This is a genomic window from Chimaeribacter sp. YP20170169, from assembly GCF_056739715.1.
The window spans coordinates 1,209,024-1,230,744 of record NZ_CP176824.1 but is presented as its reverse complement, the minus strand read 5'-3'; the positions used below and the strand labels follow the sequence as shown (position 1 = coordinate 1,230,744).

The 21,721-nt window shown below is 58.5% G+C and carries 12 protein-coding genes and 4 pseudogenes; 1 reads left to right on the top strand and 15 read right to left on the bottom strand.

All coding sequences use genetic code 11. The annotated features are described in order from the left end of the window. Positions 1 to 71 precede the first annotated feature (71 nt). The 10 genes and pseudogenes from menF to ACK3SD_RS05565 form a co-directional block, all read right to left on the bottom strand. On the bottom strand, positions 72 to 1,424 hold the full coding sequence (menF, locus tag ACK3SD_RS05610) for an isochorismate synthase MenF (protein WP_481127048.1): 1,353 nt from the start codon (positions 1,422 to 1,424) through the stop codon (positions 72 to 74). Positions 1,425 to 1,565: 141 nt separating this feature from the next. Next, on the bottom strand, positions 1,566 to 1,898 hold the full coding sequence (elaB, locus tag ACK3SD_RS05605) for a stress response protein ElaB (protein WP_137762615.1): 333 nt from the start codon (positions 1,896 to 1,898) through the stop codon (positions 1,566 to 1,568). A gap of 120 nt (positions 1,899 to 2,018) precedes the next feature. Then, complete coding sequence (locus ACK3SD_RS05600) at positions 2,019 to 2,507, bottom strand: DUF1097 domain-containing protein (protein ID WP_481127047.1); 489 nt, start codon at positions 2,505 to 2,507, stop codon at positions 2,019 to 2,021. Positions 2,508 to 2,799: 292 nt separating this feature from the next. Beyond that, a complete protein-coding gene (locus tag ACK3SD_RS05595; RefSeq protein WP_481127046.1) occupies positions 2,800 to 2,955 on the bottom strand; it encodes a hypothetical protein in 156 nt (51 codons plus the stop codon). Between the two features lie 389 nt (positions 2,956 to 3,344). Beyond that, positions 3,345 to 3,575, bottom strand: coding sequence for a hypothetical protein (locus ACK3SD_RS05590; RefSeq protein WP_481127045.1), 231 nt, complete (start codon positions 3,573 to 3,575; stop codon positions 3,345 to 3,347). 119 nt (positions 3,576 to 3,694) lie between these two features. Then, entirely contained in the window at positions 3,695 to 4,564 is an 870-nt protein-coding gene (locus ACK3SD_RS05585; RefSeq protein ID WP_481127044.1) for a VENN motif pre-toxin domain-containing protein, read from the bottom strand. A gap of 484 nt (positions 4,565 to 5,048) precedes the next feature. Next, positions 5,049 to 5,765: a hypothetical protein gene (locus ACK3SD_RS05580; protein WP_481127043.1), complete on the bottom strand. Its 717-nt coding sequence runs from the start codon at positions 5,763 to 5,765 to the stop codon at positions 5,049 to 5,051. A gap of 39 nt (positions 5,766 to 5,804) precedes the next feature. Continuing rightward, positions 5,805 to 5,876, bottom strand: a pseudogene (locus ACK3SD_RS05575) (hypothetical protein); the annotation flags it as partial. A 155-nt stretch (positions 5,877 to 6,031) separates the two neighbouring features. Further along, positions 6,032 to 6,441 (bottom strand): annotated as a pseudogene (locus tag ACK3SD_RS05570) (Imm63 family immunity protein). Between the two features lies 1 nt (position 6,442). Then, positions 6,443 to 7,384: pseudogene (locus ACK3SD_RS05565) on the bottom strand (TNT domain-containing protein); the annotation flags it as partial. Positions 7,385 to 7,421: 37 nt separating this feature from the next. Between ACK3SD_RS05565 and ACK3SD_RS05560 the strand changes: the two are divergent. Further along, positions 7,422 to 7,580 (top strand): annotated as a pseudogene (locus tag ACK3SD_RS05560) (SymE family type I addiction module toxin). A 38-nt stretch (positions 7,581 to 7,618) separates the two neighbouring features. Here the strand turns inward: ACK3SD_RS05560 and ACK3SD_RS05555 are convergent. The 5 genes from ACK3SD_RS05555 to nuoM form a co-directional block, all read right to left on the bottom strand. Next, a complete protein-coding gene (locus ACK3SD_RS05555) occupies positions 7,619 to 8,083 on the bottom strand; it encodes an SMI1/KNR4 family protein (RefSeq protein ID WP_481127042.1) in 465 nt (154 codons plus the stop codon). Between the two features lie 6 nt (positions 8,084 to 8,089). Then, a complete protein-coding gene (locus ACK3SD_RS05550; protein WP_481127041.1) occupies positions 8,090 to 16,741 on the bottom strand; it encodes a two-partner secretion domain-containing protein in 8,652 nt (2,883 codons plus the stop codon). A gap of 16 nt (positions 16,742 to 16,757) precedes the next feature. Next, positions 16,758 to 18,452, bottom strand: a complete 1,695-nt coding sequence (locus tag ACK3SD_RS05545) for a ShlB/FhaC/HecB family hemolysin secretion/activation protein (RefSeq protein WP_481127040.1) — start codon at positions 18,450 to 18,452, stop codon at positions 16,758 to 16,760. A gap of 218 nt (positions 18,453 to 18,670) precedes the next feature. Beyond that, positions 18,671 to 20,128 carry an NADH-quinone oxidoreductase subunit NuoN gene (gene nuoN / locus ACK3SD_RS05540; RefSeq protein WP_481127039.1) on the bottom strand — a complete coding sequence of 486 codons (1,458 nt, stop codon included), beginning with the start codon at positions 20,126 to 20,128 and terminating at the stop codon, positions 18,671 to 18,673. A gap of 6 nt (positions 20,129 to 20,134) precedes the next feature. Further along, positions 20,135 to 21,664, bottom strand: a complete 1,530-nt coding sequence (gene nuoM, locus ACK3SD_RS05535; RefSeq protein ID WP_481127038.1) for an NADH-quinone oxidoreductase subunit M — start codon at positions 21,662 to 21,664, stop codon at positions 20,135 to 20,137. Between the last annotated feature and the right edge of the window lie 57 nt (positions 21,665 to 21,721).

The following is a 21,721-nucleotide window of genomic DNA, read 5'->3' as shown; positions in this document are numbered from 1 at the left end:
CGCCGGGCCAACCCGGCCAGGCGTCAAAAAGTATATTTTTTTTCTATGGATCTATTATTGATTTAGACAGGCTAAAGGGGTGATTGGCCATCATCGGGGTGCAGCAGCGAACGCAGGCCAGCGGCCTTGTTCTCAACTTCCTGCCACTCCGCCGCCGGATCGGAGCCAGCCACGATGCCTGCCCCGGCATAGAGGTGCACCTGATTAGCACGGATCAGCGCCGATCGCAGCGAGACGGCGAACTCCGACTGATCACGCGACAGGTAGCCCGCCGACCCGGCGTACCAGTGGCGCGGGAACGGCTCATGGCAGAGGATAAAGCTGCGCGCTGGCTGGCGCGGCAGGCCGGCCACCGCAGCGGTGGGTTGCAGGCGCGCCAGACAGTCGCCATCCTCCGCCTGCCGCAGGCGACCGTGGATGCGGCGGCGCAGGTGCTGCACCTTGCGCAACCGCACGATCTCCGGCGGCATCACATCCAGCGCCTGCGCGCCGCCCTGCAACCGCTGGCAGATGTCATCCACTACCAGCCAGTTTTCCCGCTGGTTCTTTTCGCTGCCCATCAGCCACGCCGCCAGCGCCTGCGCCTGATCCGCCTCCTCGCTGTTGGCGACCGTGCCAGCCAGCGCCTCGGTGGTCAGTTGGTCGCCCTGCCGCAGGAACAGCCGCTCCGGGCTGGCGCTCAGGAACGCCTCCTCGGGCGAGAAGGCCATCATAAAGTGGTAGCAGTGGTGATTGACCGCCAGGCTCGCCGCCAGCATCTGGCCTGGTTCGACCGGCTGATTGAATGTCAGTACCGTCTGACGCGCCAGCACCACTTTCTCCAGCTCGCCCGCGTCTATCTGCTGTAGTGCCCGCTCCACCATCTCCTGCCACCCCTCTTTATCCGGCTGGTGGCTGGCGTGAACCAAGGTGGTATGCAGCGGCGGCAAGACAGCGGCGGGTTGGAGTTGTTGCAGGAAGGCGGCGGCGCGTGCCAGATCGCCATGCAGCGTATACGGGTCGGCCAACGTCAGGGTGAGCGTCAGGGTATGCGCCTGCTGATGCAGGGTCAGGCGCGGCACGAACAGGCAGGCGGCCTGTGGGGTGCCCTCCACGGGCGCGGCATCAAAGGCATTTACGCCCCAGACACGCAGCCGCCCAGCTGTGTCACTGTGCTGCCGCACGTAGTCGCTGGCCTGCCGCAGGGTGCCGAACTGCGCCACCTGCCCGCAAATTGCCACCCTCTCCGTGCCCTCTCTGGGCTGCCAGTAGAACTTGGGATAGTGCGGCTGGGCGGCCAGCCAGTCCAGCAGTGGTTCGTCGTCATCTGCCATAAAGGTCAGACTCAGCTGCCTGACCCCGCTGGCCGCTGGCCACGCCGGATCAAGTAGCGCCTGCGCCAGCGCCGCGTCCAACTGTTGGAACACCCCTGGAAGTATCGACACCGTCACCTCAATAACCAAACATAAAGTGTGGGCATTATACGTACCCCGAATGGGATGAGAAGCCGGCCGTCAGGCAAAAAAAAGGGCACACCACGGTGCGCCCCTCTTTGCCAGAGTCTCTGCCCTGACGGTTCCGTTGGCCTAGCGACGCATCAGCAGGCCGAGGATCATCCCGGCTGCGGCGCCCATACCCACGGCGTGCCACGGTTTCTCGTGCACGTAGCTGTCTGCGCTGCATGCCGCCTGTTTCGCCTTATAGTAGGCAGCGTCAGATTTGGCGCTCAGGCGTTTTTTCACCTTATGCAGCGCCTCTTCGGCACGGTGCTTGATTTCGATGTACTTCTGGTCTGCCTTGTCACCGGATGAAGAGAGCACCTCTTCCAACGTATCCGACAGCATCTTCAGATCGTCATCTAGGGAAGTTTGAGGTTCTTCCGGAAGCTCAGACTGTTTTGGATCTGCGGTAGTCGCCATGCATGTCTCCTTGGTTTTATGACTTGATAGTACTAACCATAGTCACTTTTTCACCAATTTGCTTAGTGACAACCCGTGATTTTATCTTACTGAATCAGTTTAAGAACCTTCTGAAGCCACTCAGGGATCAGTTTTCGCCGCCTTCGGCACCCCTGTTTTGCTACTGCGCGCCGCCAGCCACAGCCCGCTGTTTTTCATCGCATAACCGAACACCGCGCCGAGCAGCAGGGAGGGCAACACCAACCGCCAGTCCCCCTGCCCGGCAAAGGTTGCGCACGCGCCAATAAAGGTGCCCGGCACAAACGCCAGCCAGCGGTGGGCCGCCTGTATACACATCAAAAACGCCACCACGCCAGTGAGCAGGTAGCCCAGCAGCGCCCATTCCGGCTGGAAGGCTGCGCCATCAATGATCATCCGCGCCCAGAACACGCCACTGGCGGTGGTCAGACCGGTCAGAGCCAGCCCCCGCATCCCGCCCTGCGGGCAGGCAAAGTAAGCCGTACACCCCAAGAACCCGGCCCAGCTCAATAACCCCAAAGAGATCGCCACCCAGCCCCATACGCCCGAGAGCACCCCGGTGGTCAATGCAATTGCGAGAAGTACGTTCATCAGCCAGCCCCCCCATTAAAAACGGCGCAGTGTACGCGATCAGAGGCGGAAATGTGTGATTTGGATCACTTGTTGGATATAAGCGTTTCTATAATTTCATCGTAATTGTGATTTTTGTCACACTTGCATGGTGAGGGCGTTGGGGGCTGCTGGAGGGGTTGGGTTTGATGGCTGTTGAGACCCTCACGCCGCCCCCAGCTGCGTATGGCTACCGACCGTGATATCAAACTCGCCACTGCCTACGTCTATCCCGCTCTGCTCCCGTACGGAGGCATAATCGCTGTTCATGTTATCATTGCTGTAGCTGATACCGCCCGAGCCGGTCATGGCTGAAGCTACCACCTGCACTGATGTTTTTCTGGCTGCTGTCATAGTGATCGGTGCCCTGTTCGCTGGTGATGGTCAGGTTGCGCCAGATGTCGACGACAATCGTATTCCGCTTGTTCAATTTTCCTGATGTATTATCTGAACTTTAGAATAAAGTGAAACATTAACCAAACGCCAACTCCTGCAATAAATCCGCCAGTGGCACCTGCTTTGATAAATAATAATATTCTCATAAAATCAACGTCCCATAATCCAGTCAAGAAAAAAACATAAGCTATAAAAACAAACTGTAAAACCAGTGCACACAAAGAAATAGCGAGAGCATGAAGACCCACAATCAATAAAAAACCTTTAGTTCTTTATATGTTTTCATATTAATTACCACTAGGTATATCAATTATTTAAGGGCCAGCCTGACTCTCAGTCTTAATAGCGAATGAAGCTCCACTGTTACCAGACATTCCAGGTATAGGACTCAATTGCATCGGGTCAGCATAGTCTGCCCTGCTCCTAAAAGCCTTTGACTTTCAGGAGGCGACACAGGATTATTCCTAACCCCAAGATCCCTCCTCCAGCCCCTCCAACTCTTATACCTTTTAATATTTCAGAAAATGAAAAATCAATATATCCATAAATCAAATATTTAATGAGAAGCAAAATAACATAAGACACTTCTGCAATTGCCATTCCTGACATCATCGAAATAATGATAACGAAGAAAAGAAAGATGAATAATTTCATTATCTTTTTCCATCCTTTAATTTTCTGTTAATGAATTTTTGGATCTCAGCACCTGTCATCTCTGTCGCAATAGCAGGACCAATGTTAGCAGCTGCGCCAGGAATATTACTTGGCACCATTTACTTAAAAATTCCAAACTTTCCATTTACATCTCTATATTTCAAGCAGTTAGCATCAAATTTTGGATTCCAGCCACCGGAAATCCATTTACCTGCCATATTTACAGCGGGTTTGACTACATAATTACCAACGCCATACCCTAATCCCGCACCAAAACCACTAATAGCACCACCTGACAGCGGATCATCTCCTTTTAGATAACTGGATGTCGCTCCCCCCGCTGCGTTCCAGCCCATAGTTCCCCACACTCCTGTACTTGCAGTAAATGCGCCAACATAAGTGGCAATCAGGGCATCTGTCGGATTAATTTCCCCTGCCAGCGCATACTGAATACCCGCGTTTGCTACCCCACCAATCCCCGCAGTTACCTGCATTCCTCCTGGTAAATAGATCAGTCCTGTTGATGCCATTGCGAATGCCACCGCATTGGCTTCATTCTGTGCTTTCTGACATGCAGCCCCGGACGGATTATCGGCACATGTCGCCATATCAGTCCCGTGCTGGCGTATCCATGCTGTCTGAGACTCCTCATTTCCACCAAACAGGTTATTCTCCACCTCATTCCTTCCCGCCTTGCCGCCGTCTACGGCGGCAGAGAGGTCGCCACCGGTTAGGCCGCCGACGATGCTGGCAGCGAGGGTGGTGAGGGCGGCGACGGTCTGCTTCTCTGCTTCACTCAGGCTCGACGGGTTTTTGCCGGGGTAGAGCTGGCTTGCCAGATATTCCGCGCCGCCGGCGGCGAGGCCGGCACCGGTGGCGCCCGCCAATGCGTTGCCCTGTTGCAGTTCGGCCAGCACGGCGCCTGCCACCGCGTGGCTGATGATGCGCTCGGCCCCGGCGTCGGTGTGGGTTTTGACATACTCCGCCACATACGGCGCCGCCGCGCCGCCCAGTGCGCTGCCCGATATCCCCGCTCAGCGCGCCCTGCATCGCGGCGGTGATGGCCTGCGTCAGTTGCTGCGCCCGGCTGCCGGTGCCGTACTCTCGCTGCGCCAGTTCATAGGCGCGCTGGCTTTTACAAATTTTCTTGTCTAATTGCAAATGAACTCAGGGCAAAAAATCCCACTAACAGTGAATGGGACTCCTGATAATCACTTAGGGAAGGCAATCGCAACTCTGTACTTGTCGCATATAAATCCTTCTTCCGCTCGATTATGCGGTGTTTTTTCTGCATTCCAATAACGTAAAGAAGGCTCCGATGTTTCTATAAGCTGACGGACTTCATTTGTTAATATGCTTGACATATAAACAACCTGCTCAACTTTAGACCACCCATCCATGATATCGCTAACACTATTGCCCTTGCTTGTAGCTAAGTCTATTGCATGAACTATATATGGGGATTTACACATATCATTTACCTAGGTTAATAGTATCAATAAGCTTAAGGTTCTTATTATAGTCTTTTATGAAAAACTGTGTTCCTCCACCAGGACCTAATAATGGGTTTTGACTTACTATTCCTGTAGGAATTTTCATATCATTCATTACTTGGTAAATTCCCATTTTAGGCCTATAACCAAACTCAGGATGTGGAGCAACTTGCAAACTTTTGAATAAAAAATCACGACTAAACCCTGCGTTCAGTAAGGTAGCTTCGTTTGTATAATATGCTGATTGACCTGGAATGCCTCCAAACACCTTATCACCCGCTTTTAATCCTCCCATATTCCAGTCATCAGCTGCGTAACCCCATTGCAATTGGTCAGATTTTGCTGAGTGAATTGCAAAATTCGATGAATCTCGTGCTTGCTGGCTGGCAGCTATATTGCCATTGATACGATCAGCCTGGGCAATAGCAGAACCCGTCTCTGTCATTCCATAAACAATTCCGGCAACAGCCGCAGTACTGTGTATAACTGTCATACCATCGTAAAGCGTTGCAGCAGTTTCCGGGCTGACGCCCCAGTTCTGCGCTATACGCTGAACATCAGCATCACGTTGCGCTTTCGCACCGGCGGTAGCGTACTGCCACTGCTGCCCGGCAATTTTATCGGCACCTTCCTTATACACACTGCCCATTGTGCCAACATATTGACCGTCCAATTGCTCATCATAGCTCTTGCCCATGGCCGCAAGTTCCTGGCGCATACCCTGGCAGGCTGAGGATGACAGACCATTACAGGCTTTATCCAGTGCCGCATCGAACGCTTTATCTTTCGCATCAAGGTCCGCAACCAGCTTTTCAGCCTTGGCTTTTTCATTCGCATCCTGGATGTACGGCAGTGACCATTTCGCGTCCTGGCGTTTTTTCTCGTCCTGTGCGCTCAGCGAGTTATTCTCAACTATTCTTTTATTTATTTGTATTAGTCACGACTTGCTCTGACATATGACCTTTAAAGACTATCGTTGTATGGTGCTTCAGTCAGAATTTTTTGAATTTCGTGTTGTGCTTTTAGCTCCCATGAAAGATTCATATTTGCCATTAACTCAATAAATTTTGGAAAAGCGATACGTCGTCCATCTATGCCTTCCACCCTGTGTTCTAACTCATATTGGAATGCTATCTTATAAGCGAGTTCTGACATGATCCAATAAAGTAGCTTATCTAGCGAACTAGTTACCTTCCGCGAGAATTCATAACCTCTTTCTGAATGAATGTAATTATATACATTATTTTCAAATGTAACATATGGTGTGCCATCACCAATTGGAGCGGAACAAAGATTAACTGAATGTCTTGGGAGACCAGCTTTCAAAGTCAATACGTCAATTTTTTTTGTATTTCATTGATATTCAACAACATGTTAGCGAACCTCACGAATATATCCATTCTTTAATAGCCATTCCACATTCACTCGTTCTTGCATATTAGGTAATATTTGAATCCCCCCTCCAGGCTCACCAAAAGCGGGGGCTATCTTTCCTTGTATAGCAGGCAATGATTTTATTACCTCATATTCATAGTATTTTTCAGCTTTAGCACCTGGCGCTAGAGCTCGTTGTTCGTAAGGCGTACCTTTCGGTGCAAGGAAAGAGCCATTAGGCTCACCATATCTATCTAGGTGTGTGCCTACCGGAATTATAGTTTTGATTGGATCGCCTTCAAATCCCAAATTCTTGGGTCAATCCCACCCACCATTAGCATTCTTAAATTTGTCGTAGTAAGAATAGCCTCCGGCTTCAGCATCTGTAATTGCACTTGAAGAGTTAGGGTTTTTAGGTACGCTTTCTTTAACTATACCTTGGCCTAATGCACTGATTTTATTAGCTGCCGCAGCACCTAACACTGGCGTCATTGAGGCCACTACCGTCTTCATCCCGTCATAGGTTTCGACGTAGCTTTCAGCCGTCGCTTTATCCACACCGAACTGCGTCATGGCATAGTTTACCATTGCATCCTTCACCTGCTGCTGATTTTGTACATCAACACTGGTGATATTCAGCAGGTTTACTATCTGCCCGTAAGCATCTGCGTATTGCTGGCTAACCTTCGAGTTATACGGCCCGGTTTCATATTCACCTTTTGCCACTATGACCTCCAGCCGCGCACTCGCACAGGCCGTACTCCCTGCCGCACCGTTACCACAAGCATCAATAACCTTCTTATCGCTGGCGATATCTTTCTCACGCAGTTCATTGATGGTCTGCTGTGCTTTCTCACGCTCTGCCGGGTCGTTACTGTTGAGTTTCTGCTTCGCCAGCTCAAGCTCTGTCTTCTCCGACACGCTCAGGAAGTTATTCTCCACCACAACCGCAGCCAGCGAACCGCAGGCGCACTATTATCTGGTGGGTTATCGTCCCAACCAGGGCAGGCTCAACCCGCTACCCTAGCTCACCATCAAGGGCCGCTGGCTGGAAGCGCTGGGGTTCCGGACCGGGCTGCCGGTGATTGTGACCGCTGAGAAGGGACGGCTGACTATTGAACTTGAGCTTAAGTTCTGACGGTTAAAAAAGATCCCGGCGCAGTGGCCGGGATTGGATTAGCTCAGCGCCATAGTAATTTGATCGTAAAAGAATTCACCAAAATCATCGTAATATGGCTTGAATGCTGATTGATGATCCTTTATACCCGGTGTCCATAGTAGAACTTTACTTTGATCATTATTGCTACAGTCCAATACAACATAATCACCCTCTCCTGTTGCACTTATAACTACATAATTTTTTGGTAAATTTGATTCTTGCCGTTCTTTTATGGTTAACCATATAGCATCCGGTATACCAGAGTTGAAGAAATCTGATTTGATTACCCCATAAAATTCTTGACCTGCAATATCACCACAGCCAAGATTTTGCAGAAAAAATCTATAGCTATCGGGAAAATTAACATCCAGGGTTTTTTCTGCAAGATCAATCACCTTCTCTTCTTTCACGCCTTCAAAATCAGCATCATCTTGATGCTGATTTATTATAAGCATGGCTTTTCTAACATTATCGATACTCATAATGACCTACTTTTTAAAATCATTTACCCTTTGTTTCCAGTAATCAGACCGCCATTTGTTAAATTCATTACGATCAATCCCTGATGGAATGCTGTTATCATTAATATGAATAACACCATGATTATCCTTATGGAAGCCCTGAGTTACTTCTGCTATTGGACCATCTTGTTTTTGCAACATATGATGAAGGTTTACAGATTGACCATTTGCATCTATAGGGGCCAGACCTTTTTCCATACGTTGAATATTTGTTCTTCCTCTGGAATCCACTGCATTAGGATCGAACAAATCATTCCTTTGGTAAACTTTGTTCCCGTTAATATTGACGGGTTCGGCACTCCAGTACTTTCGTTCCTGCCCAAAATAATTAGCTGACGTAACATCATTGCTGGCCTTATTAATCAGCTTAGACGCAGTTTCAACATCCCCGGCCTTCAGCGCCTTTTCCGCCGCCTTGATGGTCTTACCTGCCACATCACCCGCACCCGGTATCAGCCCGATTGCCGCAGCAAGATAATCCAGCGCCGTCTCAGCCTCGTGGAACCCTTTAATATCCCCGACGACTGGCACAAAATCCAGACCCAGACTCGCCGCCTCATTCACTGCCTGGCGACACGCTTGCGGATCCTGTTTACATATGGCTTCTTTAGCAGCCTGGTATTTCGCTATCGTACCGGGCTTTTCTTTCTCGGCAGCGGCCAGAACATGAGCCAGCGAGTTATTCTCCACCTCATTCCTTCCCGCCTTGCCGCCGTCCACGGCGGCGGCAAGGTCGCCACCGGTTAGGCCGCCGACGATGCTGGCAGCGAGGGTGGTGAGGGCGGCGACGGTCTGCTTCTCTGCTTCGCTCAGGCTCGACGGGTTTTTGCCGGGATAGAGCTGGTTTGCCAGATATTCCGCGCCGCCAGCGGCGAGGCCGGCACCGGTCGCCCCCGCCAGTGCGTTGCCCTGTTGCAGTTCGGCCAGCACGGCGCCTGCCACCGCGTGGCTGATGATGCGCTCGGCCCCGGCGTCGGTGTGGGTTTTGACATACTCTGCCACGTACGGCGCGGCCGCGCCGCCCAGTGCGCTGCCGATATCCCCGCTCAGTGCGCCCTGCATCGCGGCGGTGATGGCCTGCGTCAGTTGCTGCGCCCGGCTGCCGGTGCCGTACTCCCGTTGCGCCAGTTCATAGGCGCGCTGGCTGATGGCCTCCCCGGTCGGGAGAATGCCCTCCGCCCGCAGTGCCGCTTCGGCCTCGGCCCGTCGGGCGGGGTCGTTTACTGCCGTCTGCGCCGCCAGCTTGCCCTCGGTGCGCAGGATATCGCTGACCTGGGTGCCCAGCTCCGCTATCAGCTGCCGCGCCTCCATGCGCGCCTGCTCCTGCTCCGCGTCAAAGATGGGCGACAGCCGCTCATGGCTGTGCGCGGTGTCGCGGCTGATGTCCAGCCCGCTGCCGTCATGCACCGTCAGCGTGCCGTCGGCGATGGCCGCCCGGCTGCGGCTCTGCGCCTCCCCGCTCTGGCTGCCGCCGTTGAGCAGCGTGTTCGCCATGTTGCCGGTGAACTGCTGCCCGATGCTGCCGCTGCTGCTGAACCCTGCCCCCTGACTCTGCGCCTCAAACTCCGCCCGGTTGGTGAGGTCGCGCCAGCCCAGAGAGCCGGTCTCCAACTGGTTCAGCGCCGGCAGAGCGCGGGAGTCAATCACCGCCCCCTCCAACTGGGTGTGGCCGCCGACCCGCAGGTCAAAGCCACCGGTGCCAGCAAACAGCCCGCTCTGCTCCGTTACGCTCAGGTAGTCAGAGTCCATCTGCTGCCGCCCGGCGCTGATGTACCCGCCGCCGCCAAGGCTTCCGGCGCTGAGGCCCGCGGCCAGGCTGCGCTGGTCACTCTGGTAGCGGTCGCTGTCTTGCAGACTAATCAGGCTCAGGTCGCCGCCGATGTCAGCCAGAATGCGGGTGCCGCTCGCCTGAGCGCCGGCCAGCGTCATGTCTTGCCCGGCGATGAAGGCGAGCCGATTGCCCGCCTGTGCCGTGCTCTCCGTCCAGGTGGTGCCGTTGCCCGCCTGCTGCCCCTGCGAAGCGCTGGCGTCAGCAAACAGGCTCACGCCGCCGCCGTCACCGCTCAGGCCAATGCTGGCACCGATGCGGCCGCCGTGGCTGCTGCTCTCGCCGCGCATCGTCTGGCTGTTCTGGGCGGCCAGCAGGCTGATGTTGTCGCTGGCCTGTAGCGTCAGGTCATGACCAGCCTGCATGGTCGCGCCCTGCGCCAGAATGTCGCCGTCGCGCGCCAGAATGTGCAGGTCGCCGCCGGCCGTCAGGGCGCTGCCCTGCGCGATGCGCTGGTCGTGGGTCTGGTGGGACTCGCTCTGCTGGCTGCCCATCGACAGCGCCATGCCGACAAAGCTGCTCTCGCCGCTGTTGTTGCCCGCCAGTTGCGTTGCCTGATAGGCCTGATAACCGGTCAGCCCGGCCTTCATCGCCTGAAGCGCCGCCAGCCGGCTGTTGCCGTTATCATCTGCTGCCTGCACGGTCTGGATGCCGCTGTTGACCGCCGAACCGACACTGCCGGAGAGCGCCACCGACAGCCCGCTCTGGCTCATCTCATAATGCTGCTCGCTGTGCTGGCGCGTCACTCCCGCCTCCAGCGTGACGCTGTCGCCAGCCAGTGTCAAATCGCCTGCCGCCATCAGATCGGCGGCGCGGGCGGTGAGCGCGCCACCGGCGTTCAGCGTGACGTTGCCGTTCAGGCTGCCCAGGGTGCTGCCCGCCTCGTACTGGCCGTCGCTGAGCGTGTCGAGCGCGGTGCTCTGGCGGCCCACCGTAAAGCCAATGCCGCCGCTGCCCATCAGGCCGGACTTCTCCTCGCGCTGCTCGCGGGTCTGGAGGTCATGCTCCGTGGCCGTGGTCAGGCTGAGCGCGTTGCCCGCCGAGAGCACCAGATCGCGGTCAGCCACCACGTTGCTGGCTTGCAGCGTCAAATCATGCCCGGCCTGCATCAGCACCCGGTCGCCGCTGAGCAGGCTGCCCTGCGCGGTGAGGGTGTCGCGGGTGGCGTGAGTCTCCTGAGTGGTACGTGAGGCGATGCCGTTGCTGCCCGTGACCTTGCTGTAGGACTCGACGTGGCTCTGCCGCTCGCCGTGGGTGATGCTGAGATCGTTGCCCGCCGCCAGCGCCAGTGTGCCGCCCGCGGTGGCGCTGGCGGCCTGAAGGGCCATGTCGTGCCCGGCAATCAGGGCCAGATCGCCGGCCACCTCCAGCGTGCTGCCCACCTGCTGCGAGCTGGACTGCCCATGCCGCTGATCCGTGCTGAAGTTGAGTTGCTCATGTGCGGCGGTGGTTACGGTATCCAGCTTCAGGTCGCGCCCCGCCTGAAGCTGGGTCTGCCCCTGCGCCCCCTGGTTGGTGATCTGCGCTGCCGTCAGGGTCAGGTCACGCCCGGCCTGCAACAGCATGTCGCCCTCCGTGACCTGAAACGCGGCCAGCCGATCGAGGGTAGTGGCGGCGAAGTCACCCCCGGCGCTGGCGGCGCTGCGGGTGCCGGTCATGGCCTGGATATCGCGGCCAGCCACCACCGTCAGCCCCTGTTCACCGCCAATCAACCCGCCCAGATGGTTAATGTCCGTGCGCGCCTGCAATGCCAGGGTGTCGGCATACAGGGTGCCGCCCCGGTTGGTGATGTTGTCAGCGACCAGCGTGGCGGACTGCGACGCCAATACCCGGCCACTGTTGTTGAAATCGCCGCTGAGGTTGATGTTGACGTCGCGCCCTGCCAGCAACGCGCCGCTGCCCTGCACATCGCCCGGCTGGACATGGGCATAGACCTGCGGCACCAGCACCTGCTGCACGCTGCCATCCGCCAGGGTAACCGGCTGCGCCACCATCCAGACAATGTCCTGTGTGAGCTGGCCCATCTGTTCGGCGGTCAGCGCCACCCCCGGCGTTAACTGGTACTGCTGCCCAAAGGCGATGCCGGCGTTCATCAGCGCCCGGTACTGCTCCTCGTCGCTGGTATAGCCTGACAGATAGCGCTGGCCGGTCAGTGCCGCCACCTGGTCGCGCACCAATTTTTGCTCGTAGTACCCGTCCCCCAGCCGCTTGAGGGTGCGGTCGGGATCGCTCTGGAAGGCGGCCAGCATATAGTCAGAGCTGAGCCACGCCTGCTGATGGGTGAAGCGCGGATCGGTCTCCACCAGATAGTCCGCGTCACTGGCCGGCAGAATGTGGAACAGGCTGCTGTCGGGCAGTCGCGTCTCCGGCCCGGTGATGCGCACCACGCTGGCGCTGCCGTTTTGTGGCGCGGCAGGCACCTCGAACGTCTTACCCGGCGGCACCCGCACGCCGCCGTCCAATGACTGCCAGCCAGCCCCATCCAGTGGCCCCAGCGCCGGGTTAGCCACGCTGCCGGGCGTGAGGCGCTCAATCGCCGGGCGTTCACCGCCCGCGCTGGCGTGCTCCTCAATGCTGCCCGGACGCAGGGTGATCGCCTCAATCACCGGCGCATCGGGAAGCGCTTTTTTGCTGTGCCCCTGATTATCCCCGCCGCGATCGCGGATGCGCCAGAAGGTCTCCGCCCAGCCATCGCGGGTGGTGATGCGTTCGCCAGCCACCTCGACATTGTCGAGCGTGCCGGCATCAATCGAGAGGGTGCCACCCGCGATAATCTGACTCTTGTCATTCAGCACCTGCTGGCCGTGGATCGAGAGGTCGCCACCGGCGCGGATTACTGCCGGATCGCTCTCGGTGATGCGCGTCTCATCCACCGTGAGGATGTAGTCGCGGTGTACCCAATGGTCGTTTTTGTCGGTGGCGGTGGTCGGGAAATCCTTGGTGATCAGGAAATCGACCTCCTTATTTTTGATGCGCACCTCATCCGGCCCATAGATGAGATCCTCATAGTCCACCACAAAGTACTCTTCGACATGATCCTGCGACACCTGCACCACCTCGGTGGCAAAGTGGTCATTCAGGTTGTTGAGCGTCGCCACGTCCAGCCACAGGTTGCCGGCTGACTCAATGGTGGCGCTGATGTTATTAACCAGCCGCGCAGAGCCGGTCGCCAGCCCCTGCTCATCCAGCGTGCCGCCAATTGCCAGATCGCCGCCGCTGTAGATCAGCCCATGCTCGCGGTTATTGAGGGTATCGACGCCCAGATCCAGCCGCTCGCGGGCGGCCAATGTGGCGGCGCTGCCGCCTTCGGCGAGGTTATTGAGCACCTCGGCCTGAAGGCTGATGTGGTCGCCATAGATACGGCCGCTGCCAATGTTGGTGAGGGTCTGGCTGCTGAGGCGCGTCCAGAGGCCATCAATCAGGCCACTGTTGGTGATGGACTGCCCGGCGCGCAGATCGGTCTGGCCGCCGCTGATCTCGCCGCTCTGCTGGTTGTCCAGTACCCTGGCGGAGAGGGCCAGTTGCTGGCCGGCGGCAATCAGCGCGGCGTTGGTGAAGGTGCCGCCGCTACTGAGGGCAAGGTTGCCATTGGCCTGCAAGGTGCCTTCGTTGGTGAAGTCGCCTTGTACCTCCAGCACCAGATCGCCCACTGACTGCACCGCCCCGGCGTGGTTATCCAGCACCTCGCTGTGCAGCGTGCCGTTGCCCTGGCTGGCGATCAGCCCGTCGCGGTTGGTCAGGGTGGTGGCCTCCACCGCCAGCGCGCCGCCGGAGAGCACCTCGCCGCTGAGGTTGACCAGCTCGAGGGCGATGAGCGAGAGGGCATCCGCCGCGCTGATCAAGCCCTCTTGGTTGTCGATACGCTGTCCCGCTGCCTGCCAGCGCAGCGCGCCGCCCGACTGGATGGCCCCGGCATGGTTGCTCACCGCCCCGGTGGCGGCCTCCAGCCCTGACAGCCCGGCCACCAGCCCGTTATCATTCAGCAAATCGAGGGTGGTAAGGGCCAACTGACCATTGGCAATAATCGCGCCCTGCTGGTTATCCAGCGTGCCACTGTGCACCGTGAGATCGCCCTGGCTGATGATGCCGCCCTGTGCGCCACTGCGGGCGTTATTGAGCGCGTGGCCGTGGGTGTCGAGATGGAGCGCGCCACCGCTCTGGATCAGGCCGCCGTCGGCGTTATTTAGCGCGGCGCTGTTGAGGGTCAGGGCTGCCAGCGCCGCCACCACGCCGCCACGGTTATCAACATCGGCGGTGGTGAGCGTGGCGTCCTTGCCGAGCAGGGTGCCCGCCCGGTTATCCACCGTGTGCGCGGAGAGGGTCAGGCGCTCGCCGGCACTTACGGTGCCGCCTTGGTTATCAAGATCGCCCACCACCAGTGACAGCTCGCCTGCCGCGCCCAATTGCCCCTGCGCGTTGGTGAGGCGTCCGCCGCTCAGGCTGAGCTGCTGCGCGCCAATCAGGCCACGGGTATTGTCCAGATCGCCCCCCTCCAGCCGCAATGTACCCTGCGCAATCAGGCCACCCTGCGTGCCGTTGTCACGGTTGATCACTTGCTGGCCGTGGGTGTTGAGGGTGAGGTCACGCCCGGCCTGAATCAGCCCGGCGCTGTTGTCGAGGCGGCCACTATCCAGCGTAAGATCCCCGCGGGCGGCCAGAGTGCCAGCGCGGTTATCCAGCGCCTGCTGGTGCAGCGCCAGCGTGGCGCGGTCGGCGGTTATCATGCCGGCGTGGTTATCCAGTCCCTGCGCGTCGAGGGTCAGCGCGCCCTCCGCCGCGATCTGCCCCTGCTGGTTGTTGAGGGTGGCGGCCGAGGTGATCGTTACCTCCCCGCCCTGCATCACGCCGTTCTGGTTAGCCAGTGCGCCGCTCGCCACGGTCAACGCCCCAGCGGTGGCGAGGGTGCCGCCGCGGTTGTCGATCTGGTCGCGCACCGCCAGCGAAAACGCCTCTTCCGCCTGCATCACGCCGCCCTGATGGCTGAACGCATCGGCGTTTAGGTCAATGCGCCGCGCACCGGTAATCGCGCCATCCAGCCCCAGCGTATTGCCGGAGAGGCGCAGTTCGCCATTGGTGATGATTTCACCCTGCCCGCCGGTGAGTGTCCCGGTGGTGAGGGTGAGCAGGCCGCTGCCCGCGTGGAGCAGGCTGCCGCCGGTGTTATCAAACGTCTCGGTGGAGAGGAGAAGATTCTGGCCGTTGCTGGCGAGGGTGCCGCCCCGGTTATCAATGCCGCCCTGATGCGCCAGCCGCAGGTCGCCATCGCCGAACTGGCGGATGCTGCCCTGCTGGTTGGAGAGGCGATCCGCCGTGAGTTGCAGGGTATCCGCCTGTAGGGTGCCGCCATCATTGCGCAGGGTCTGGCGGGTAGTCGCGCGCAGGGTGCCGGCCGCTTCAATGTTAGCGTCACGGGTGACAATTTCCCCCTGCCGGGCGGTGAGATCCACCGACTGGCCATACCCCTGCCCCTGGCTGAGATCCAACGCATCGCCGGTGAGCGCCAGCGCGCCACCCGCCAGTACGCTGCCGTGGCTGGTGAGCTGGCCCTCGGCAGTGAGGGTCAGGTTGCCCGCTGAGGCCAGCGTGCCCTCTGCCGCCATGCCAGCGGCCACTACGCCCCCGGCCTGATTGACCAATGCGCCGCCTTCTAGCGTGGCGTCCCCAGCCGCCGCCAACGTGCCCTGATTGGTGATCTGCTGGCTACGAACCGCCAGCGCCTGCTCACTGTAGAGGGTGCCGCTGTTCAGCGTCTCCTGCGCAGTGAGATTTATGCCCTGCCCGCTGAGGCTGCCGCTGTTTTCGATGCGCCCGTCGGCGGAGATGCGCACTTCACCCGCCGCCGCGCCAATCAGCCCGGCGTTGCGTACCCCGACACCCTGTTCGGTGCCAATCAACCGGATTTTGTTGGCATACATGCCGCCGAGCTGCGCCACATCAATCGCCACCGTCGGACGCCCCGGCGCGCTGCCCGGTTGCGCCGTGACGCGATCGTGCGCCGCATCCACCTGATTGGTTCCGGCCGTGACACGCAGATCCTGCGCCCAGACACCAGCGTTGACCTTCACCGAGCGGGCGATCAGGTCGGTATAACTTTGCCCGCTGCTGTCCAGCCCGCGCCCCTGGATGGCGATCTCGCCGCCATTAACCTGATAGCCGCTCAGTGCCCCCTCCTGCCACTGCGGCTGGCCGGTGGTGAGGGTGGCGCGGTTGGCGTTGATAAAGCCGCAGCCGTCACAGGTGATGCCGGCCGGGTTGGCGATCACTACCTGCGCCTGGCGGCCAGCGACTTCGATATAGCCGTTCAGTTGGCTGGGGTCGCGGGCGTTGACCTCATTAAGGATCACCTTTGCCTCGCCGCGCGCCAGCCAGGGGTTGCCGGTCACCAGCCCGCCCAACTGCGTCTGGGTGACGGCATGGCTGTTGTTAAGGATCGCACCCTTGCCATCCACGTTGAATTCGCTGAAGCGGTTGCGCGATACCCCCGCCGCGCTGGGGGTCTGGATATTGACCTGTGGTGTTCCGTTGGCGCTGTTGATAATAGTGGGCCGCTGGTTGCCGGGCGCGCTGCCATCCGCCACTAGCGCCGCCTGCGCGGGAGAGAGCAGCGCCATGCCCAGTGCGCCCCATAGCGCCAGCCGGAGCGGGCGCAGCACCGCCAACAGCGGATGTGCAGACGGGCGTGCGCCACGCGGCCGCCCTGACTTGCCCTGCCCGCTGTGGGCAATCTCCGGCACCACCATCAACATGCCGCGTTGACGGTTAAAAATGATGCGGTAACAGTGTTTGTTCATGGCGATCTCCTTATCGTCAGTAGTTCCAGTTGAGGTTGAAGCCGAAGGTGGCGGGGTCGGTGCGGAAACCCGCCGGTTTGGAGAGCGGGACGCCAGCGAACAGGTCATAGCCGACCTGCCATAGGCTGCCGCGCAGCCCGATGACGCCGCCCGCCAGGTGTTTGCCCACCAGCCAGTCGGCGCTGTCGCCCCCCACTTCGCCGTAATCGACGCCAAGGTAAAGCTCTTGCGTGGGCAACGGCGTGCGCCAGGCAAGATCATTGCGCCAGTACCAGCCGCGATCGGCGGAGAGGCTCAACTCACCATCAAAGCCGCGCACGCTCCAGCGCCCGCCAAGGGCAATCTGATCCTGTGGCGTCAGCAGCGTGTGGCTGATTTGGCGGAAGTAGCTGGGCGTGTAGCGGAATGACTGGCCGAACAGCGTGAACGGCATCTCCCAGGAGGCGGAGATCTGGACGATCCGCGCCAGCGCGTCGCCCTCGTCAAACATCTCCTCCGGGGCGGGCTGTGCGCCAAACCAACGGGTACCCTGTTGCAGGGAGACGGCGGCATCCAGCGTGGAGGTGCCGAGGGTATGGCGGTGTTGCAGCCCCAGCTTCCAGGCGGTGGTGGCGCGGCGCTGCACCTCCACTTCGGTGTCATCAATAAAGTTGCGAGACCGGCGCAACAGCACGTCATAGCTGATGCTGTTTTTTTGGTTGGCGTTGCGATGCAGCACGCGGCTCAGGGAGACATTGAGGTTATCGCTGTCACCCCGGTACTGGTAGTCGTCACCGGCGCCCGCTACCGTCTGGTAGTAGCCGTTGCGGCTGCCAGTAATACCGAGCGACCAGTAGCCCAGTGGCACCGAGTAGTGCAACGTGTGGTTGTCACTGCCAAGGGCGTTGCCCGGCGTCACATCCTGCCCCAGAGAGAAGTAGAACATGTCGCTTAAGGAGAGCGGGTTATCCAAATAGAGCGTCAGGCCGCCCTGATAGCGGCCCGTGCTTTCGCTGCCAGCATCGTCCAGTGACAGGCCCAGCCGCCAATGGCGGGACTGCGCCCACGCCACCCGCAGGTCACTGCTGCCCGGCTCACTGCCGGGGGCAATCTGAATATCCGCCTGCACGGTGGGCAGGCGCTGCATATTCTCCAGCCCCTGCTCAATATCCCGCAGATCCAGTAACGCCCCTTCGCGCGACGGCAACAGGGTATAGGGCTGAATATATGCACCAGCTGAATCATTTATTATTATTTTATTGATTTTTCCCGGCACAATAACCAGCGTCAGCTTGCCACCAGTTAAATCCTGTGCCGGTGCCAACACCCTGGTAGTAATATAACCGTGCTCAATGATTTTATTTTGAATGCGCGCCATCAGTTGGGATATTCCCTCACTGCCCAGACAGGGGCCAACGCCCTGTTGCGCCACCCTGTCCAGCGGGAGCCAGACCGGCATTGACGCCAGATTCTCAAGGTAGACGCTGTTGAAGTGGAAACAGGGCGTCTCCTGCGGGAAGCCGCGGCCGGTGGCGGTTTGGACCACGGGCGTGCGCACGTCTGGCGCGGGTTGCGCCAGCGCGGCCTCGCGGGCCTGTTGTTGCTGTTGCTGGTGAATAAGCTGCTGTCGCCCAGAGGCGGCATAAGGCAACGCCTCCGCCGCCCACAGGGGAGAAACGTTAAATAAAAATAGAATGGTGGTTAAAATAAATAAGAGACATTTCCTTGGCATACTTACTCCCTGAATTTGGCGAGAGAGAAAATACACCGCAAATAAAAGAAGTAAAGTGCAAAGCTATTTACCGAAGAAAAATAGCAACAGAAATAAGCTGAGGAAATAATGCGTCGGGAATGAAAATATTAATTAATATATTCCCTATCAATAAGGGAGGTATTTATTTGCTGCCATAAAAAAAGCCGCCCGAGGGCGGCTTATCACAGAATCGTTGGTTACAGGAGAGGTTGCGCGGCCTGTACCAGCGTAATCAGCGGTTGCGGGAAGATACCCAGCAGCAGCACCAGAATCGCGGAGATCAGCACCACCACACCACCGGCGGTGAAAGCCCAGTTGGTAGGGGTGTCGCGTTGCAGTTCGGTCGGCGCATTCAGGTAGAGACTGACGGTCACGCGCAGGTAGTAGTAGAGGCCAATCGCACTGCCCACCACCACCGCACCGGTCAGCCACCACAGGTGGGCGCTGACACCCATCGCAATCACGAAGAATTTGCCGATAAAGCCCAGCGTCATCGGGATACCCGCCAGCGAGAGCATCATCACGGTCATTACCGCCGACAGAATCGGCTTGTGCCAGAACAGGCCACGGTAGGAGAACAGTGACTCCGCATCCGGCCCGGTGTAGGGGCTGGACATCAGGCTGACCACGCCAAACGCACCCAGGCTGCTGAACAGGTAGCCCGCCAGGTAGACACCTACCGTCTCCATCGACAGCTGGTGGGTCTGCACCGCAATCAGCGCCACCAGCAGATAGCCGAGGTGGGCGATGGAGGAGTAGCCCAGCAGGCGTTTGATGTTGCTCTGGCTCACCGCCATGATGTTACCGAACAGGATCGAGCAGACGGCAATGATGGCGAGCACGGTGCGCACCGCTTCGCTGTCGGTGACCGGCGCATAGAGGAACATGCGCATCACCACCGCGAAGATGCCGATCTTGCTGGCGGTTGCCAGGAAGGTCGAAACCGGGGCCGGCGCGCCCTGATAGACGTCTGGCGTCCAGAGTTGGAACGGCACCAGTGATAGCTTGAAGCCGAGGCCTACAATCATCATGCCCAAACCGGCCAGCAGCAGCGGCTGTTGCAGCATACTGTCGCTGAGGTTTTTGCCCAGACCGGCGAAGGAAAGCTCGCCGGAGTTGGCGTAGAGCAGCGCCATACCAAACAGCAGGAACGACGAGGCGGCAGCAGAGAGCAGCATGTACTTGATGCTGGCCTCCAGCGAACGCTTCTGGCGGTAGGCGTAGCCAATCAAACCAAACAGCGGCAGCGAGACCAGTTCAATCCCAAGGAACAGCGCCGCCAGATGGTTAGCCATCGCCAGCAGCAGGCCACCCATCGCCGCGATCAGCACCAGCAGGTAGAACTCCTCCTTGTTGTCGGGGTAACCCGCCAGCCAGGGGTAGGCAAAGGTACAGGTCGCCAGGCTGGCCAGCAGCACCAGCCCGCTGTAGAACATCGAGAAGCCATCCACCCGCAGCAGCGGCGTGACGTCATAGATCCCGTTCTGCCACACCAGATAGAGTGACAGCAGCGCCAGGTTCAGGCCGATGACCGACAGGGTCGCGTTGAAAAAGTGGTCGCGTCGCCACGCAATGCACAGCATCACAACCACCACCGTCAATCCGACGATCAATAGTGGCAATAGTGCGATCAGGTGTTGAGGAGTAAATGTCATGGCGAATTACGGCCTTGTTGTTGAAATGGATGGAATCACAGACCCGAACCAGTGCTGCACGTTGCTCATCGCCGCATGGGAAGTGTCCAGAATCGGCTGCGGGTAGATCCCCAGCAGCACCAGCAACACCACCAGTAGCAGAATGATGAACAGCTCACGCAGCGACATCCCTGGCAATGGCTGATCGGATTTCGGCGCACCGAAGTAGGCGCGCTGCAACATAATCAACGAGTAGACCGAGGCGAACACCAGACCAAAGGTGGAGATCACGGTGATCACCGGTACCACACTGAAGCTGCCGAACAGAATCATAAATTCGCCGACAAAGTTACCGGTGCCCGGCATCCCCAACGTTGCCACCGCGAAGAACATCGACAGCGCCGGGATGAACTTGATGCGTCCCCACAGGCCGCCCATCTGGCGCATGTCACGGGTGTGCAGGCGCTCATAGAGCTGGCCGCAGATGATGAACAGGCCAGCGGCGGAGAGGCCGTGGGCGATCATCTGAATTACCGCGCCCTGATAGGCGAGTTGGCTGCCGGTGTAGATGGCGATCAGCACGAAGCCCATGTGCGAGACGCTGGTGTAGGCAATCAGGCGTTTGATGTCGGTTTGAGCGAAGGCCATCCACGCGCCGTAGAAGATGCCAATCACGCCCAGCCACATGGCGATCGGGGCAAACTCTGCCGAAGCGTGCGGGAACAGCGGCAGGCTAAAGCGCAGCAGGCCGTAGGCCGCGGTCTTCAGCAAGATGCCCGCCAGATCCACGGAACCGGCGGTCGGTGCCTGACTGTGGGCATCCGGCAGCCAACCATGCAGCGGCACCACCGGCATTTTCACCGCGAAAGCGATGAAGAAGCCCAGCATCAGCAGGTACTCCACATTGCGCGACATCGGCGTGTTCAGCAGATCTTCATAGTTGAAGGTCCAGACACCGGTCGCGTCGTAGTGGACAAACACCAGCCCAAGGATGGCGATCAGCATCACCAGACCGCTGGCCTGGGTATAGATGAAGAACTTGGTCGCGGCGGTGATGCGCGTCTTGCCGTCGGAGGCCTTGTGGCCCCACAGCGCGATCAGGAAGTACATCGGCACCAACATCATTTCCCAGAAGAAGAAGAACAGGAACATGTCGATGGCCAGGAACACGCCAATCACGCCGCCAAGGATAAACAGCAGGTTCAGGTGGAAGAAGCCCTGATAGCGCTCAATCTCACGCCAGGAGCAGAGTACCGCCAGCACGCCCAGCAGTCCGGTCAGCACCACCATCAGCAGTGACAAACCATCCAGCGCCAGGTGGAAATTGATGCCAAAGCGCGGGATCCACGCCAGGCTGAACTCAGTCTGCCATTGCGGGATGCCCTGCGGCACGGTTAATGAGTAGCCCCCCTGCAACCAGAGTTGCAGCGACAGCGCCAGCGTCAGCCCCATGGTGATCAAGGCGATCCAGCGCGGTACTTTGCTGCCGAAACGCTCGCACTGCCAACACAGCAGACCGCCGATAAAGGGGATAAGAATTAGCCAAGGTAGTAGCATGGCGTTTGGTGTCCCTTATTTGAATAAACGTGAAACCTGCTCTCCGGCAGGCGGCCC